The organism is Thermogemmatispora sp. (genome assembly GCF_019683635.1).
GTDB lineage: Bacteria > Chloroflexota > Ktedonobacteria > Ktedonobacterales > Ktedonobacteraceae > Thermogemmatispora.
Map to the genome: position 1 here is coordinate 1 of NZ_JADGIA010000123.1, position 15,438 is coordinate 15,438.

The 15,438-nt window shown below is 59.6% G+C and carries 14 protein-coding genes; 13 read left to right on the forward strand and 1 reads right to left on the reverse strand.

Annotated elements, in window-relative coordinates:
* From IRZ31_RS13870 to IRZ31_RS13925, 12 genes are all read left to right on the forward strand, one after another.
* Nucleotides 1–106, forward strand: a 106-nt coding sequence (locus IRZ31_RS13870) for a hypothetical protein (RefSeq protein ID WP_297154602.1), incomplete at its 5' end; no start/stop codon positions are given.
* Nucleotides 107–510: 404 nt separating this feature from the next.
* On the forward strand, nt 511–681 hold the full coding sequence (gene rpmG, locus IRZ31_RS13875) for a 50S ribosomal protein L33 (protein ID WP_081838352.1): 171 nt from the start codon (nt 511–513) through the stop codon (nt 679–681).
* Between the two features lie 151 nt (nt 682–832).
* Entirely contained in the window at nt 833–1,099 is a 267-nt protein-coding gene (gene secE / locus IRZ31_RS13880) for a preprotein translocase subunit SecE (RefSeq protein WP_297154612.1), read from the forward strand.
* A 590-nt stretch (nt 1,100–1,689) separates the two neighbouring features.
* Complete coding sequence (nusG, locus tag IRZ31_RS13885) at nt 1,690–2,310, forward strand: transcription termination/antitermination protein NusG (protein ID WP_112434188.1); 621 nt, start codon at nt 1,690–1,692, stop codon at nt 2,308–2,310.
* Nucleotides 2,311–2,598: 288 nt separating this feature from the next.
* Complete coding sequence (gene rplK / locus IRZ31_RS13890) at nt 2,599–3,021, forward strand: 50S ribosomal protein L11 (RefSeq protein ID WP_112430144.1); 423 nt, start codon at nt 2,599–2,601, stop codon at nt 3,019–3,021.
* Nucleotides 3,022–3,288: 267 nt separating this feature from the next.
* A complete protein-coding gene (gene rplA / locus IRZ31_RS13895; protein ID WP_297154616.1) occupies nt 3,289–3,996 on the forward strand; it encodes a 50S ribosomal protein L1 in 708 nt (235 codons plus the stop codon).
* 845 nt (nt 3,997–4,841) lie between these two features.
* Nucleotides 4,842–5,387 carry a 50S ribosomal protein L10 gene (gene rplJ / locus IRZ31_RS13900; RefSeq protein ID WP_297154618.1) on the forward strand — a complete coding sequence of 182 codons (546 nt, stop codon included), beginning with the start codon at nt 4,842–4,844 and terminating at the stop codon, nt 5,385–5,387.
* A 68-nt stretch (nt 5,388–5,455) separates the two neighbouring features.
* Nucleotides 5,456–5,842, forward strand: a complete 387-nt coding sequence (rplL, locus tag IRZ31_RS13905) for a 50S ribosomal protein L7/L12 (protein ID WP_112430138.1) — start codon at nt 5,456–5,458, stop codon at nt 5,840–5,842.
* A 445-nt stretch (nt 5,843–6,287) separates the two neighbouring features.
* On the forward strand, nt 6,288–6,557 hold the full coding sequence (gene rpsO, locus IRZ31_RS13910) for a 30S ribosomal protein S15 (RefSeq protein WP_146747217.1): 270 nt from the start codon (nt 6,288–6,290) through the stop codon (nt 6,555–6,557).
* 1,105 nt (nt 6,558–7,662) lie between these two features.
* Entirely contained in the window at nt 7,663–10,089 is a 2,427-nt protein-coding gene (locus tag IRZ31_RS13915; protein ID WP_297154622.1) for a polyribonucleotide nucleotidyltransferase, read from the forward strand.
* A gap of 543 nt (nt 10,090–10,632) precedes the next feature.
* On the forward strand, nt 10,633–11,280 hold the full coding sequence (locus IRZ31_RS13920) for a uracil-DNA glycosylase (protein WP_151727613.1): 648 nt from the start codon (nt 10,633–10,635) through the stop codon (nt 11,278–11,280).
* A gap of 429 nt (nt 11,281–11,709) precedes the next feature.
* Nucleotides 11,710–12,489 (forward strand): L,D-transpeptidase family protein, encoded by a 780-nt coding sequence (locus IRZ31_RS13925; protein WP_297154625.1) that lies wholly within the window; start codon nt 11,710–11,712, stop codon nt 12,487–12,489.
* A gap of 311 nt (nt 12,490–12,800) precedes the next feature.
* Here the strand turns inward: IRZ31_RS13925 and IRZ31_RS13930 are convergent, their stop codons facing one another.
* Nucleotides 12,801–13,514: a C4-type zinc ribbon domain-containing protein gene (locus tag IRZ31_RS13930; RefSeq protein WP_297154639.1), complete on the reverse strand. Its 714-nt coding sequence runs from the start codon at nt 13,512–13,514 to the stop codon at nt 12,801–12,803.
* 380 nt (nt 13,515–13,894) lie between these two features.
* Between IRZ31_RS13930 and IRZ31_RS13935 the strand changes: the two genes are divergently transcribed.
* Nucleotides 13,895–15,265: a glutamine synthetase family protein gene (locus IRZ31_RS13935; protein WP_297154641.1), complete on the forward strand. Its 1,371-nt coding sequence runs from the start codon at nt 13,895–13,897 to the stop codon at nt 15,263–15,265.
* Nucleotides 15,266–15,438: the final 173 nt, after the last annotated feature.

Here is a 15,438-nt window from a genome sequence, read left to right on the forward strand (position 1 = left end):
GGTGGAGCTGATCTATCCGGTGGCGATGGAGGCGGGCGTGCGCTTTGCCATTCGCGAGGGTGGCCGCACCGTCGGCGCGGGCGTCTGCACCGAGGTGCTGGAGTAATCTGCCCGGCCTCTGTCGGTCAGTATCTGCTACCTCGTCAGCCTTCGCTTCGCTGGCTGGCACTCACCAGCGGTGATCATCCCTTACCTCCCTGGCTGGGGGCAATGCAATGAGCGGAAAAAGGCCAGTCGCTGCTCACGGTCAGGTAGGTGGAGAGGGCGAGCGCTCGCGTCGTAGTGCTACAGCGCGCAGCGGCTCAGCGCGGACAACAGCAGATGACCTTATGGTCAGGAAGGGAAGCCCAGTGCGGCTCAGCGAGCTGCCATACTGGCCAGTGCAGCAGCACGCGAGAGGTGCCCGGCTGTTGTTCCCTTCCTGACCTTCGTGCATACGTGAGTGACTTGACGGTCAGCAACTCTCCTACTGCCGTCAGAGGAGGGTGGCATCCCTGAACGGAGAGAACTATGGCTAGTAAAAGCAAAGAGAATCGCATCATTGTTGCTCTTGCCTGCTCAAATTGCCGGCATCGCAACTACCATACCTCAAAGAACAGGCGCACTCATCAGGATCGCCTTGAGCTGAGGAAGTTCTGTCCCAACTGTCGCACACATACGATCCATCGCGAGACCAGATGATAGCCGGGCAACGATCGCTCCTGATCGAGAAAGGGTCAACGTGGCAAACAAAATGGCCGAGAAGAAAAAGGCTACTTCCGCTTCAAGCGAGGTTCTGCAGGCCAAGCCCCGCGGCGAGAAGGATGCTTCTGCCCCCAAGGAGTCGAAGCGGATGACGCAGCGACGTGAGGGCCGTCAGGAGGTACGCCGCGAACAGAGGCCATCCTTTTTTGCTCGCTTGCTTCAGCTGAGGCTGTTCCGCTTCCCCTATGAGGCCTATTACGAGCTGCGCTATAAGGTCACCTGGCCGACGTTCGAGGAGGCGCGCAATATGACGATCGCCGTCATTGCGCTCTCCGTCGCCCTCGGTATCGTCCTCGGGCTGGTCGATATTGGTCTCTTCCAGCTGTTCCGCCTGATCACGGGTACCGCCAGGTAGGTCCCTTCAGGTGGGTAAAGCGTGCAGGCTGCTGCCTGCGCTGGTTGCGCGCTTGCCCTTTGCTGTCGAAAGCGGCCTGGCGCGATGGCGCTCTTGTAGTGAAGACTGAGGCGCTGGAGGGGGTGACCTGACGGGGTCAAGGCTGGCAGAGCGGATGTACTGAGAGTAGAGCCAGCTGGTCTTGGTCTTGGGTTGTGGCAGTGGGCGAGAGCTGAGCGAGAGAGAGGCGTGTCCTGAAGGCTGGGAATGGATGGAATGGGAGTCGACGCCATGCCAGGCGCGGGCGTTGGGGAGATACCCTTCAAGGGGTGGGCGCCGATTCGCCCGGATGATCAGTGTAGAAGCGCTGGCCTGATCTTTGTGGGGCTTATCGGTGCCGAAGGAAGATATCCGCCCGTACGTAGAGAAGATCGATCGCCTGCAGGTCTTATCTAGAGAAGAGGGGGAGCAATAGATTCCCACGCCTCTGTGTTGTAATTTCTGTGGATATGGAATGGACGAATTGGAAGGACGCCCTCCCAGTGGCCGGCCAAGACGCCGCTGAGGTTGGGGTGCCAGGTTTAGCGGGCAATAAGCAAGAGGGAAATACCATGGTTGCTGATGACCCAAATCCAAAAGAACGGGCTGGCTCGGAAACGCGGTTCAGCACCGCGCTGTCGAAGTCAGGTAGCCCTGGTGCTGGAGAGCGCGCCTGGTACGCGATCCACACCTACTCCGGCTACGAAAATAAGGTCAAGAGCCATCTCGAAGCGCGCATCGCCTCGATGAACATGCGCGATAAGATCTTTCGGGTCGTCGTACCAATGGAAGAAGAGGTGGAGATTAAGCAGGGGCAGAGGCGGACGGTACAGCGCAAAGTCTTCCCTGGCTATGTGCTGGTCGAGATGATCTTGACCGAGGAGTCGTGGTATGTGGTGCGCAACACGCCGGGGGTCACCAGCTTCGTCGGGTCGGGAACGCGCCCGGTGCCTCTCCAGGAACATGAGGTCAGGGCGATCCTGAAACAGGTTTCTGAGGAAGCCGAGAAGCCGAAGACGAAAATCAGCTTCACGAAAGGTCAGAGTGTGCGTGTCATCGACGGCCCCTTCACCGATTTCATCGGGACCGTCAGTGACATCAACATGGATCGTAACAAAGTCACGGTTCTCGTCTCCTTCTTCGGGAGAGAGACGCCGGTGGTCCTGGATTTTCTCCAGGTCGAGAAGATTTAACAATCAACAATGGAGGCGGGAGGTTAAGCTAAACCTCCCACTTTTTCATACATGCATGCATGCTGGAAAGGCGACGCTCAGCGGGCTGCCCTGCCAGGCCAGCCAGGCGCTCCGGCCTCTGCCGGAATCGCCTCGGCGGCGCCTGCCACCAGGCCCCGGCGTCGCCGCTCACTGCCAGCCTCTGCCGTTTGAAGAAGGGCCTGACTCTTCTTTCTCTGGCTTCAACTGGCATGAGCACGAGCACGCACTCATTTTGCATTGTCGCTTGTTGAGGGAGCTGGAGTTACAATGGCAAAACGTGTTAAGGCTGTGATCAGGCTAGAGCTGCCTGCCGGTGAGGCTAAGCCCGCGCCCCCGGTCGGTACGGTGCTTGGCTCACAGGGCATCAATATTGTGGCCTTCTGTAAGGAGTATAATGCTCGCACAGAAAGCCAGCGGGGCATGATTATCCCCGCCGAGGTCACGATCTATGAGGACCGCTCTTTTACTTTTGTGACGCGCACGCCCCCAACGACGTTCTTGCTGAAGCAGGCGGCGGGGATCGAGAAAGGGTCTGGTACCCCCGGCAGAACAAAGGTCGGTACGATCGACCGCGCCAAGCTGCGCGAGATCGCTCAGCTCAAGATGAAGGATCTCAATGTCCACGATATCGAGGCCGCTGAGCGCATCGTCGAGGGGACGGCCCGCAGTATGGGGATTACTGTCGTCTGAACCGCAGGCGCAGCCTCGCTCGCCAGAGGCCAGGCACCCGACTCAGGTTGGGCCTATTTCCCAGCCTGCTCGGCGTGGACGGCCCTCCGTGACCGTGAAGGGGTCCTTGAGGCCCGTCCCAGCCTACGCCGGGTTGGGTCTGGCCGCTGGAGATGACTCTCCCTGCCGGCCTGCTGAGCACCAGGACAGGACAAGGTCGCGACCAGCTTTTCTAAGCAGCTGCCCGTCAGTCACTGCGGTAGATCACCACAAGGAGGGCTTACTGTTATGCCAAAGAAACACGGAAAGAAATATCTTGAAGCCTTGAAGTTGCTTGAGCCGGGAAAGCTCTATCAGCCTCAAGAGGCCGTTTCCCTGCTCAAGAAGATGAATTACGTCAAGTTTGATCCAACCCTTGAGATCCACATGCGCCTGGGGGTTGACCCGCGGCACGCCGACCAGATGGTGCGTGGCGTGGCCCTGCTGCCAGCGGGTACCGGCAAAGATGTCAAGGTCCTGGTCTTTGCTCAAGGCGAGAAGGCTCGCGAAGCCGAGGCCGCCGGCGCCGACTTTGTCGGCCTCGATGATTTGATCAAGCAAATTGAAAATGACTGGCTGGGCTTCGATGTGGCGATCGCGACGCCGGATGTCATGCCGAGGATAGGCCGTCTCGGTAGGAAACTCGGCCCTCGGGGTTTAATGCCCAATCCCAAAACAGGGACGGTCACGATGGATGTGGCCCGCGCCGTACGCGAGGCAAAGGCCGGGCGCGTGGAGTTCCGCGTTGATCGCACGGGGCTGCTCCATGTGCCGGCGGGCAAGCTCTCTTTTAGCGATGAGGCCCTGCTCTCAAATCTGGCGGCCATTATCGATGCGGTGATGCGCGCCAAGCCGGCCAGCTCCAAAGGCGCCTACATCCGCAACGTCGTCCTGGCTTCGACAATGTCGCCCGGCGTGCCGCTGGATCTTCAGTCGGCTCTCTCGTTGCGTGCCTAGCCTGGCAGAAACTCAGAGACGAGGCCGCCGTAAGCGGGGCCTTTCTCCGCTTCACTGGAAGCAAGAGAAGACCAGTGAGCGCAGTGGAAGGGGGGGCCTGCGCCCGTCTCCTCTCGCAGCTGTGGCTTGACGGTGTGCCCGTCTCTTGCCTATAATCTGAACAGCCTGTAACCTTTAACCTTTGCGACCGAAGACAGCAAGTATGCCCGGGGCATGTAAATGATACCGTACGGTATCAGCTTGCCGAGGAGCACGCTCTGCTTCTTGCTGCCATATGGCAGGCAGGCAAAGCCTTCGCAAGGCAGAGCAGAGTAGAGCAAAGGGGAGGATTGCAAGACAGCGTATGTCTTAGGCCGTGTTGGCTGCCTGACACTGAGCGGGCCGCCTCCACGCTCTCTATGCACTACGCACATCTGCGATCCATCCACCGCTACTGCTACCAACGTAAGCTTGCCTCCGGGCCTTCGGTGTCGCACTGAAGGCCCTTTTTCTTGCGCTCCTGGAAGAGTTATATCGACTTGTTGTTAACTGGTCAGCAGCTGAGGTGCATGCTGATCCCCACAGCGCGTGGATAACCTGCCGACTGAGGCCCGCTCCTTCCGCTAACAGGCCAGGCCACGGACGGGACTGGCTCGGGACCAGTTTGGGAGCCTTCTCCTGCTGACCTGATCTCGGTGTGTACTTGCCTGCCATCGACAGCGTGCTGTCCGGGCCTGCTCTGCTCAGGGCGCTGGGAACCTCTCCTTGCCTGCAGGGAGGAGCGGAGCGGCAAGCGGCTTTCTTCTCTCAAGCAAGCAAGCAAGAAGAGAAGACAACAAACCCAAAAGAAAGGAGGGGAGCGTGGAATGCCTACACCGGCAAAGGCGGCAAAGATCGAAGAACTGGCCGAGAAGCTGGCGCGCTCGCGCATCGCTATTCTGATTCAGACGCAGGGGCTTTCGGTCAAGGAGATGAACGAGCTGCGCAGCAAGGTGCGCCCGATGAATGTCGAGGTGCAGGTGGCCAAAAACACCCTGCTGCGTCTCGCTGCCCAGCGCAATCAGCTGCCAGATGTTGATCCGAATATCTTTCACGGCCAGACAACCGTGGCCTTCGGCTACGATGATGAAGTGGCAGCCGCCAAGGCAATCGTCGATTCCTTGCAGAACTCGAATATGGTGGTGCTCAAGGCGGCAATCCTGGGTGGGCGCTCGTTGACGCCGGAGCGCGTCGAGGCTCTCGCCAAGATCAGCGGCGGCAAGCCTTCGGCTCAGGCCCAGCTGGTCGGTGGTCTGCAAGGACCGCTGTCCACAACCTATAGCCTGTTGACTGCTCCCTTACGCGACCTCTGCTATGTTCTGCAGGCGCGTGCCGAGCAGCTACAGCAGCAACAGCAGACGCAATCTGAGTAATGCCACTTGTGTCGAGTTTTGTTTAGTCTGTCTATCACAAGACCATACACATCCGAGGAGGTTGCTCCATGTCCGTTGAGAGCATCATTGCAGAAATTGAAAAGCTGAACGTTCTGGAACTCGTTGAGCTGACCAAGCAGCTTCAGGAGAAGTGGGGGGTCAGCGCGGCCCCGGTCGCCGTAGCTGCGGCCCCGGCGGCAGCGGCTCCGGCTGAGGCGGCCCCCGCGGCTCAGCCCGAGGAGAAGACCGAGTTCGATGTCATCCTGAGCGAGGTTGGCGCCGAGAAGATCAAGGTTATCAAGGTGGTGCGCGAGCTGACCAATCTCGGCCTCAAGGAGGCCAAGGAGCTGGTCGAGGGCGCCCCCAAGCCGGTCAAGGAAGGCGTCTCCAAGGAGGAGGCCCAGCAGATCGCGGCCAAGCTGCAGGAAGTGGGCGCCAAGGTTACCATCAAGTAAGACTCGCTGGCTCCACGCCTCGTCAGGGGAGGGCGCCCCGCCAGGCAGTCCGCGTCATGCGGCCTGCTGCTGCAGTGAGCGCCCCTCTCCTGGCTACTCTGATTGCCGCTGCTGCTGCACTGCTCTCCTTGAGCAGGACATGACAGTAACCTGGCCCGGCTCCCCGCTAGCGGGCCAGAGCGGAGCCGCTGAGCGGCTCTTGTCCCCTCAGCAATCTCGCAAGGAACACCGCTCTAGGCTGGCGGAAGAGCCTGGCTGGTGGCGGACGAGCCTCTCGCGGCAGCAAGCGTCAGAGCCATCTAGACGCTGACAAACTAGCGTGATATAATGCATGGGTGTATCATCCAGGACTACTCAGGCTGAGAGGCGCTCGTCAGAGCATCCTCTCAAACCCGCTAAAAGTTTGGTCATCTCACCTGAGCCTGCTGAGGAGGTGAAACAGAGGGTGGCATTGACTCGCGAGGATAAAACTGACATTATCGCTTCTTCTCGTATCCACGAGGCCGATACCGGCTCGCCCGAGGTGCAGGTCTCGCTGCTGACGGCACGTATCAATCAGCTGACCGAGCATCTGAAGATCCATAAGCATGATTTTCATTCCCGTCGCGGCCTGATGATGCTGGTGGGTCAGCGGCGTCGTTTGCTTGCTTATCTGAGCCGCAAAAGCCCCGAGCGCTATCGGGCGCTGATCGCCAAGCTCGGCCTGCGCCACTAAGGCACGCAGGCGGGACCCGGCCACCTGGCAAGCGATCGGTCGGCATGTTCCCTGGCTGCTCCTCCGCTAACTCGCCTCGCGGACGCCCCTCTGTGGTCTAAGGGCAAGGGTGAGAGTGGAAGCAAAAGCAAGCAGGAAGGAAGAGAGGAGGAGCGCTATCTCATCTCACGCTTGCCGACCGCTCGCTGGGCCGCCACGGGCACGAGGTCCTGCGCTGCAGGTCCAGGGACAGGCTTCCTGGCCGGGAGAGCTAGCCTGAGCAGGGCCGCTGGATGGATTGAGATGGCCAGCAAGCGCCTCGCCCGCCAGGATGAGAGTGCAGGCGCCCGGACGGCCTGCTCATCTGGGTATAGGCCGGACCAGGAGAACAGAGTGGCTCGTTTCTCACACTTACGCGTGATGGGCTATGTACTGAAGACTACATTGTGTATGTTGTTTGTCCGGAAGCACGGGCGATCGTTCCTGAGTGTTGCCCAGTCCTGGGGGGCGAGACTGCAGCCGGCGCACAGCCAGCCAGGCGGAGAATCAGTCGGCGTGAGTAAGTGAGGAAGCAGGATAACAGAAGACTCGTTTTGTCCCGTCTCGCCTTGTCGAAGAGAGAATAAAGAACGCAAGAAGGCGGCAGAATCTCCTTTCCACCAAGCACAGCGCCCTCCGCTTGCTATGGACCTGGTCAGGAGTAGAAGAACGTCGGAAGCCTGTCAGCCAGAGGAGCGCTGGCAGGCCAGAGTGGCACAGCTACTGACAGAGAGAAGGCACAGTGAATCGCTAATCTGCGCATCTTGAGTGAATGACCAACGATCGGACGGTCGATCGCGCGGTCGTATTCGTATGAGGGTTTTCCAGTAAGGGGCTGAAAGCAGCGCGGTTTCATTCCTTCTTCTTACTCGCTCGCTTGTTGTAGCGGTTCGGAAGGAAGTCAGTCAGGCAGCCAGCCAAGAAAGAGCAGAGGCAGGGGATCTCATTCAGGTTATCGTTGCGAGCAAGAGTAGAAGTAGTAGTCAGTCAGTTGTCTGTTCACAAGCACCCCGTTACGTCCCCGTGAAGCAAGGAGAGTTTCCAGGTCTACGGTCCAGCCAAGGGGTGTATAGTAGTCGGAGGAACTATGATCCATCGTCAAGAAGCTGTCATTGGCGGTCGCGTCATGAGCATTGAAACGGGACGAGTAGCTGAGCAGGCCAATGGCGCAGTCCTGTTGCGCTATGGCGATACTGTGATCCTGGCGACCGCCGTAGCCAGTGAAGAGCCTCGTGAAGGCATTGATTTTTTTCCATTGACCGTTGACGTTGAAGAGCGTATGTATGCCGCCGGTAAGATCCCCGGCGGGTTTATTAAGCGCGAGGGGCGGGCTTCCGAGCATGCCATTCTTGCCTGCCGCCTCGCTGACCGCCCTCTTCGCCCCCTCTTCCCGAAAGGATACCGCAACGATGTGCAGATTATTATCACTGTACTCTCTGTAGATCAGGAAAATGATCCCGATGTGCTGGGGATCATTGGCGCCTCGGCTGCCCTCTGTATCTCCGACATCCCGTTTGCTGGCCCTGTTGGCGCGGTGCGCGTGGGCTACATCGACAACGAGTTCGTGATCAATCCGCTGGAGTCCCAGATGGATCGCAGTCGCCTCGATCTGGTGGTGGCCGGCACGGCGGATGCTGTGATGATGGTCGAGGCTGGGGCGAAGGAGTTGCCCGAAGATATCATGCTGGAGGCGGTGATCCGGGGCCAGGAGGCGCTGCAGGATATTATTAAGATGCAAGAGAAGCTCATGCAGGCGGTGAATGTGGCCAAGCGGCCCTTTGAGACACCACCTGTTGATGAGGAGTTGCAGCGCCAGGTGGCCGAGTTCGTGCAGCCGCGTCTGGAGCAGGCGGTGAACCACCCCGATAAGACAGCGCGTTCGGCGGCGCTGACCGTGGTCCAGAATGAACTGGTGCAGACGCTTGGGGCACAGTATCCCGATCGGTTGAAGGAGATTATGGCCTTCTACGAGAAGGAGCTGAAGACCTATGTGCGCAACCAGATTCTGGACTATGGGGTCAGGCCCGATGGTCGCGATCTGAAGACGATCCGCCCGATTACCTGCGAGGTCGGTCTGCTGCCGCGCACACATGGCTCGGCTCTCTTTACGCGTGGTCAGACCCAGGTGCTGAGTGTGGTGACGCTTGGCTCGCCGGGTGAGGAGCAGATCCTTGACGGTCTGACCCCCAGCGAAAGCAAGCGCTTTATGCATCACTACAATTTCCCGCCCTTCTCGACTGGTGAAACCAGGCCACTGCGCGGTCCAGGCCGCCGCGAGATTGGTCACGGAGCCTTAGCGGAGCGCGCTCTGCTGGCGGTAATCCCCTCGCAGGAGGAGTTCCCCTACACGATCCGCGCCGTCTCCGATGTGCTCTCGTCCAATGGCTCAACCTCGATGGGGTCAGTCTGCGGAACGACGCTGGCGTTGATGGATGCCGGCGTTCCCATCCATGCACCGGTGGCCGGGGTGGCGATGGGACTGGTAACGGGCGAGGGCGAGCGCGCCGGCAAGTGGGCTGTGCTGAGCGATATTCAGGGGATTGAGGATGCCCTGGGTGATATGGACTTTAAGGTCGCCGGCACCGCCGATGGCGTGACGGCTCTCCAGATGGATATCAAGGTCAAGGGCATCAGCTACGATATCATGGCTAAGGCCCTGGAGCAGGCGCGCGAGGGCCGCATGTACATCATGGAGAAGATGCTCGATGCCCTCGATGCTCCGCGTCCAGAGCTGTCGGTCTTCGCTCCGCGCATCCAGACGATGAAGATCAATCCTGATAAGATCGGCGCAGTGATCGGCCCCGGCGGTAAGACGGTGCGTAAGATCCAGGATGAGACCGGCGCCAAGATCGATATCGAGGACGACGGGACGGTCAATATCGCGGCCACTTCCAGCGAGGCGATGCAGCAGGCAATGGATGCGATCCGCGCTCTGACCGAGGAGGTGGAGGTCGGTCGCATCTATACGGGGACGGTGCGCCGCCTGGTCGACTTCGGAGCCTTTGTCGAGATTCTGCCCGGCAAAGAAGGTCTGGTCCGTACCTCGCAGCTCGCCGATTATCAGGTGTCGCGTCCCGAAGATGTGGTTTCGGTGGGCGATGAGATCACTGTGATGGTCATTGAAGTCGATTCGCAGGGGCGCATCAATCTGTCGCGCCGGGCAGCGCTCAGCGGCGAACTGCCTTCGCAGGCCGAGCTGGATAGCGATCGCGCGGCTAGCCGTGGCGGACGCGACCGGGGTGGCTCGGGTCGTGGCGGTGGCTATGGCGGTGGGCGCGACCGCGATCTGGCAGCCCCTGGACGTAATGTCGGCTACGGTGGCGGTGGGCGCGACCGGGGTGGCTACTCGGAGCGCGGTGGTGGCGGGCGTTCACCTGGCTACAATAGTGGGAACTTCGGTGGCGGGCAGCGCCGTCCGCTGGGCCCTGGTGGCTCGGGTGGCTCTGGCCGTGGCTCGGGTGGCCCGCGGCGTGACAGCGGCTTTGGCCCTCGCCCCAACGAGCGCCGATGGTAGCGCTCGCTGCCTGTGAGGAAGCCAGGGCCTGGCATCAGTCGCTGTCGATGTGGCGTCGGTCGGGGCGCGGGCGCCGCTTGAGTAGAGTGGACTTGAGCGGATAGGCTAGCTGCTAGACAGACGCTGCAAGTGCCTGATGCAGGAGGGGGCCGCGCTGGAGGCAGATTCTGCCGGCAGGCCGCCCTCCTCTTTGCTTTTGGCTCGCTGCACTGACGCCGTTCAGAGTAACTGGCTCGTTGCTTGCCAGGATGAGCAGGAGAGGTGCGATGGCTGTAAGCGGGCCGCAGCTAAAGCGTGCAGTCTGATGCCTCCTTTCTTTCTGTACTTACCTTGATCGCTTGCTAGCGTCAGGCTCTGGCGCCCTCCTTTTGGCCCTGTTACATCACAGCTAGTCATGCGCGAAGCCATTCAACGCCTGTCTTCGCCGGGAGTACCTGCAGGTCCTATGCCTCTTGCGGCGAGGGCTGAAACATCCCATAATGGTTGCCAATCCAGAAAATGACCTGCGCCGATAGAACAGAGCAATTTACTAGAGAGGTATCTATGTCGCCAGAGGAGATTCTACGGGAGATAGCAGCGGAGGTCTCTGTCTGCACTAAGTGCGACCTCTGTAAGGGGCGCACGAAGGCCGTCCCAGGCGAAGGTCCTCCGAACGCTCGCATTCTCTTCATCGGTGAAGGACCAGGCTACCATGAGGATAAGCAGGGGAGGCCTTTTGTGGGGCCTGCCGGTCAGTTCCTCGATGAGCTGTTGCAGAGTATTAATCTCAAGCGCTCGGATGTCTTTATCACCAATGTGGTGAAGTGCCGTCCTCCTAATAATCGTGATCCCCTCCCCGAGGAGATCAGCGCCTGCAACGATTATCTGGATCGCCAGATTGCTGCCATCAAGCCGCTGCTGATTGTCACCCTGGGACGCTATTCGATGGCCAAGTTCTTTGGCTCAGCCAAGATTAGCGCGATTCACGGCAAAGCTCAGAAGAAGGACGGCTACATTTGCATGGCGATGTATCATCCGGCTGCTGGCCTCCATCAGGCAAGCCTGAAAGAGACGATTCGCCAGGACTTTAAGAAGATCCCAGTGGTATTGGCCGAGGCTGAACGCCTGGCTGCCGAGGGGAAGCTCGGCTCCGCCAGCTCACCGGCTGCCAATCCCCCAGAGGAGCCACCTCAGCAGCTTTCGCTTTTTTAGCTGGTGGCTTGGCCTGGCCTGGTCTGGCGGGCGCAGGCTGCTCTATCTAGCCGCTCGCTGTGGCTGCAGATCGCCTGCAAAACGGTGACTGGAGAGGAAAGCCTGAAGAGCACTGCTGTACATACGGCTCGCTCACGAGCAGGCAAGACCTCTTTTTCGGCTTCGCTGATGATGGTTGGTCGGACCAGCCTGCCAGGGACGCCCGCACGGGGCGTCCTTCTTTGTTGCCTGTTCTCCTCTTCCCGCTTAGACATGTCTCTCTCAAAAATGCCCGAGTGTCTTACTGGCTTCTCTCATTTGCCCCTGGCCAGAAGGTACCGGCCACATAATACCTTGATACACGATGATCTACTAACTCTTGCTCGCTAGCTTTTCCTCACGTATACTGAGAGCAGCAAGCACGGCTGTTCTTTAGATATGGAGGATACGATGCGAGCAATTTCCCGGAAGCATATTGCTCTTATCATGTTGCTCGCCTTCCTCGTAGCACTGACCTTCTCATTTGCTCCCCTCCCCGGCACCAGTGCGACCGCCCAGGCCGCAACCACCTGGAAGGGCATCACTATTAACTGGTCGAATGTGCGTCGAGGCCCGAGCACTCAATATGCAGTTGTAAACGTTTATGCGCCAAATACGAGCGTAACGGTCTATGCGAGCGTTGCCGGGCAGAATGTCTGGGGCAGTCCTTACTGGTATCGGATCAGCCCCCTCAATAGTGCCCCACTCTACATCTACAGTGGCCTAGTTGTTAAGGCGCAGAGCAGCAGCCAGGCCAGCTCTTATGGCAGCGGTAAAGTAATTGTTGTTATCTTATCGAAACAGTGGCTCTATGCCTATGACAATGGCAAGCAGGTTTTCAATACAGCGATTACCTCGGGGCGGCCCTCTCTACCCACGCCGACGGGCACCTTCCATGTGCTCCGCAAGCTGCACCCGACAACTTTCTATTCGCCCTGGCCTCCTGGCTCGCCCTACTACTATCCACCAACGTTCATTAACTATGCTCTAGAATTCGACTGGGGTGGCTACTTCCTCCACGATGCCTGGTGGCATGGAATCTTTGGTCCCGGCACGAATGGCTGGCACTATGATCCTGTAGCTGGCTGGACCTGGGGTTCGCATGGCTGTGTAGAGATGTCGGTGAAGGCGGCGGCCTGGCTCTATAACTGGGCGCCGGTGGGGACCACGGTCATCGTCAAGTCGAACTAGTGCCTGGTTCTTTTTTTGACTATTCAGGCGCCACCGCGATGCCTGTGCTTGCAGCTTCTCATCTGATGGCCGGCGAGCGGGCGATCAGAGAGCATCACAATCACGCCTCCGCGCCTTCGCGCGGAGGCGCCGCTCGTCGTCCATCTTCCAGTTTGGTCCTTACCTCCTCCTCCTCTCCCCGCTCCTGAGTCGTGCGCTTTCTGCGCCCCATCCTCAACTCCCAGGCTCGCCTTGCCCCTGTCTTGTCAATAGTGGTCGCCCGCCTTCATTGCTCATCGCAGCTGCCTCGGCAATGCAGGCCGGGCGAGGAGCTAGCGGTCGTAAAAGAGAATACGCCCACAGTTGCTACAGGTTTGAATCTCGGTACCCAGGCGCACGCGCTGCATCTCACTGGAGGTCAGTAGAACGCGGCACCACTGGCACGAGTTCTGCTCAACGCGCGAGATAGCGCGGCCCTGGCGTGTCCGTCTCAGGGTCTCGTAGCGATTGAGCAGGTCGGCGGCAAGCGAGCTAGCCAGGGCTGCGCGTTGCTCTTCAAGGGCGTGCCGGCGTTGCTCCAGCTGGTCGAGGCGGGCGCGCTGAGCGGCGCTCTGCTGCTCCCAATCCTCTTCGGCCCGGCGTAGCTCCTCTTCTCGCTGAGCAACCTGACGCTGCAGCGTCTCAATGAGGTCCATCACTTCTAGTGTTTGCTCCTCCTGACGGCTTTGTTGTGCTCTCAGGTGTTGTACCTCCTGCTGCAGGCTGGTCAGCTCTTTGGGACTGGTCACGATACCGCTGTAGAGGCGCTGCTCTAGAGTCTGCAGGCGGCGACTGATCTCCTCTAGTGTCCACTCCGCTTCTTGCTGAGCCTGCTGCCCGGCTTGCAGTTGCTGCCGGGCGCTAACCAGCTCCTGACGCAGCTTTGCCAGGGCACGGTTGTCGCGCAGGGCCTGGATGATCCCCTGCCGCTCCGCGGCGAGGTGTTCAAGCTCAAGATCTAACTGTTGAAGTTGAAAGAGTGGAGCAGCAACATGAGTCGTGCTCATGACCGATGCGTCTCCTTTCCGGGCTGCTGCCCTGACCGGTCAACCAGACCGGCCCCCCATGTGCGCAAGAAGGAACTAGCTTGTATTGTATCTCTTCTGACGCTCCTTGAGCAAGGATCGTGCGGCGTTCAAACGATGGCTCTCTTGCTTCTTATGGAACAGAATATTCAATTCAGGTAGAAAAAGAGGGTGAGCGCTGGCTACCAGGGCGGGAGCGGGCTGCGGCGCGGGAGGCCCGTCCAAAATGGCCGCCTGAGCGGGCAAGCGTTGTCAAGATCAGAAGGATCAGTAATAATAAAGTTTGTCCTGGGAGACAGACGGCTGGTCATGAGCAGGCTGCCTGCCGGACAGCGCCCGAGTAATCGCATTGGGAGGATCTGATGACAACAAAGCCTATTCCCGACGTGTCAACCATTGAGGAGCTGAGCAGGAGCTGGCAGGAGCGAGGCATTCGCCATGTGGTCTTCGAGTTGCCCGATATGCACGGCATGGCGCGCTCGAAAATTGTGCCTCTGAGCCGCTGGGAGCAGTTCGCCCGCGATGGATTGCGCATGATCGGTGTTATGACAACAGTGGATTCGGGTACCAATCTGGTGCCTGGTACCTACCAAAGTGAGGAGCGCAACTATGGCGATGCGGTGCTGCGCCCCGATCTGACCACCGCGGCAGTCGTGCCCTGGCTGGATGCGAGCGCCCGCGTGATCTGTGATGCCTTCTGGCCCGACGGCTCACCTGTGGAGTCAGCCCCGCGCTATGTACTGCGCCGCGTCTTGGAGCGCCTGGCTGCCCTGGGCTATCGCGCTCATACGGCGATCGAGTACGAGTTTTATTTGTTTCAGGATCTACTGAGCAAGGAGCCTGTTTTCGATCGCCTCCATATTTTCCACACGCAGCGCAATGTTGCCTGCCCGGTGCCTTTGCAGATCATGGACCTGTTACCCGAGTTGGGCTTGCAAATGCTGACCTGCAATTGTGAATATGGCCCCGGTCAGTATGAAATCACCTACGATGCAGAGGATGCTCTAACCGCGGGCGACTACGGCTATACCTTCAAGAATGGCGTTAAGATGATCGCGCGCCGGCTTGGCTATCACGCCACCTTTATGACTCGCCCCTTCCTTGACCAGTCCTCTTCGGGGGCTCATGTTCATCTCAGCCTGCGCGATGCCAACGGTCGCAACGCCTTTCTTGACACCAACGATCGTCATGGCCTCTCGTCCCTGGCCTATCATTTCATCGGGGGCCTGATCAAGCATATGCCGGGGGCCTTGGCGCTGCTCGCCCCGACTCCGAACTGCTACCGCCGCTATTTGCACCATTCTTTTGCGCCGGTCAATCTCAGCTGGGGCCTGGACGATCGCACAGCCCTGGTACGCGTCAAGAATACCGGCGATGCTGGCACCCACGTCGAGAACCGTGCTCCATCGAGCATGAGCAATCCCTACCTGGCGCTGGCCGCCACTATCGCCGCGGGCCTGCTTGGCCTCGAAGAGGAGGCCGTGCCACCCGCCCTGGCCGAAGGCCCGGCGGAAGAGCACGAGGCGTTTGCGCCACTACCAGCCACATTGGAGGAAGCTCTGCAGCATCTGGAGGCCGATACGGCTCTCCGCAACCTGCTGGGCATGCAGTTTACCGAGATCTTCATTAAGGCCAAGCGCCAGGAGCTGGAGCGCCGCGGCGACTACGTGCGCCAGCGTCTGCAGGCTGCCGAGCTGGAGTGGGAAGAGCAGGAGTATCTGGCCGACTTCTAGGCCGAGGCGGACTGAGGTGAGCCTGGCCCCGAGCCTTCAGGGCCGCTCTCCTGGTCTCCTCTTTGCGGTACGGTCTACGCTGGCCGCAAGCGCAACAATAAGAGAGGGATCGAGGTCGGCGCTTCAGCCTGGTCTACTTGATCAGCGGATACCGACTTCGATCCCTCTTCCTG

Bases quoted from the DNA above. Each gene is read 5' to 3' on its own strand.
- IRZ31_RS13925 (WP_297154625.1), top strand. From the start codon at position 11,710: ATGCGAGCAATTTCCCGGAAGCATATTGCTCTTATCATGTTGCTCGCC.
- rplL (WP_112430138.1), top strand. From the start codon at position 5,456: ATGTCCGTTGAGAGCATCATTGCAGAAATTGAAAAGCTGAACGTTCTG.
- rplJ (WP_297154618.1), top strand. From the start codon at position 4,842: ATGCCTACACCGGCAAAGGCGGCAAAGATCGAAGAACTGGCCGAGAAG.
- rpmG (WP_081838352.1), top strand. From the start codon at position 511: ATGGCTAGTAAAAGCAAAGAGAATCGCATCATTGTTGCTCTTGCCTGC.
- IRZ31_RS13920 (WP_151727613.1), top strand. From the start codon at position 10,633: ATGTCGCCAGAGGAGATTCTACGGGAGATAGCAGCGGAGGTCTCTGTC.
- rplK (WP_112430144.1), top strand. From the start codon at position 2,599: ATGGCAAAACGTGTTAAGGCTGTGATCAGGCTAGAGCTGCCTGCCGGT.
- secE (WP_297154612.1), top strand. From the start codon at position 833: ATGACGCAGCGACGTGAGGGCCGTCAGGAGGTACGCCGCGAACAGAGG.
- nusG (WP_112434188.1), top strand. From the start codon at position 1,690: ATGGTTGCTGATGACCCAAATCCAAAAGAACGGGCTGGCTCGGAAACG.
- rplA (WP_297154616.1), top strand. From the start codon at position 3,289: ATGCCAAAGAAACACGGAAAGAAATATCTTGAAGCCTTGAAGTTGCTT.
- IRZ31_RS13915 (WP_297154622.1), top strand. From the start codon at position 7,663: ATGATCCATCGTCAAGAAGCTGTCATTGGCGGTCGCGTCATGAGCATT.
- IRZ31_RS13935 (WP_297154641.1), top strand. From the start codon at position 13,895: ATGACAACAAAGCCTATTCCCGACGTGTCAACCATTGAGGAGCTGAGC.
- IRZ31_RS13930 (WP_297154639.1), bottom strand. From the start codon at position 13,514: ATGAGCACGACTCATGTTGCTGCTCCACTCTTTCAACTTCAACAGTTA.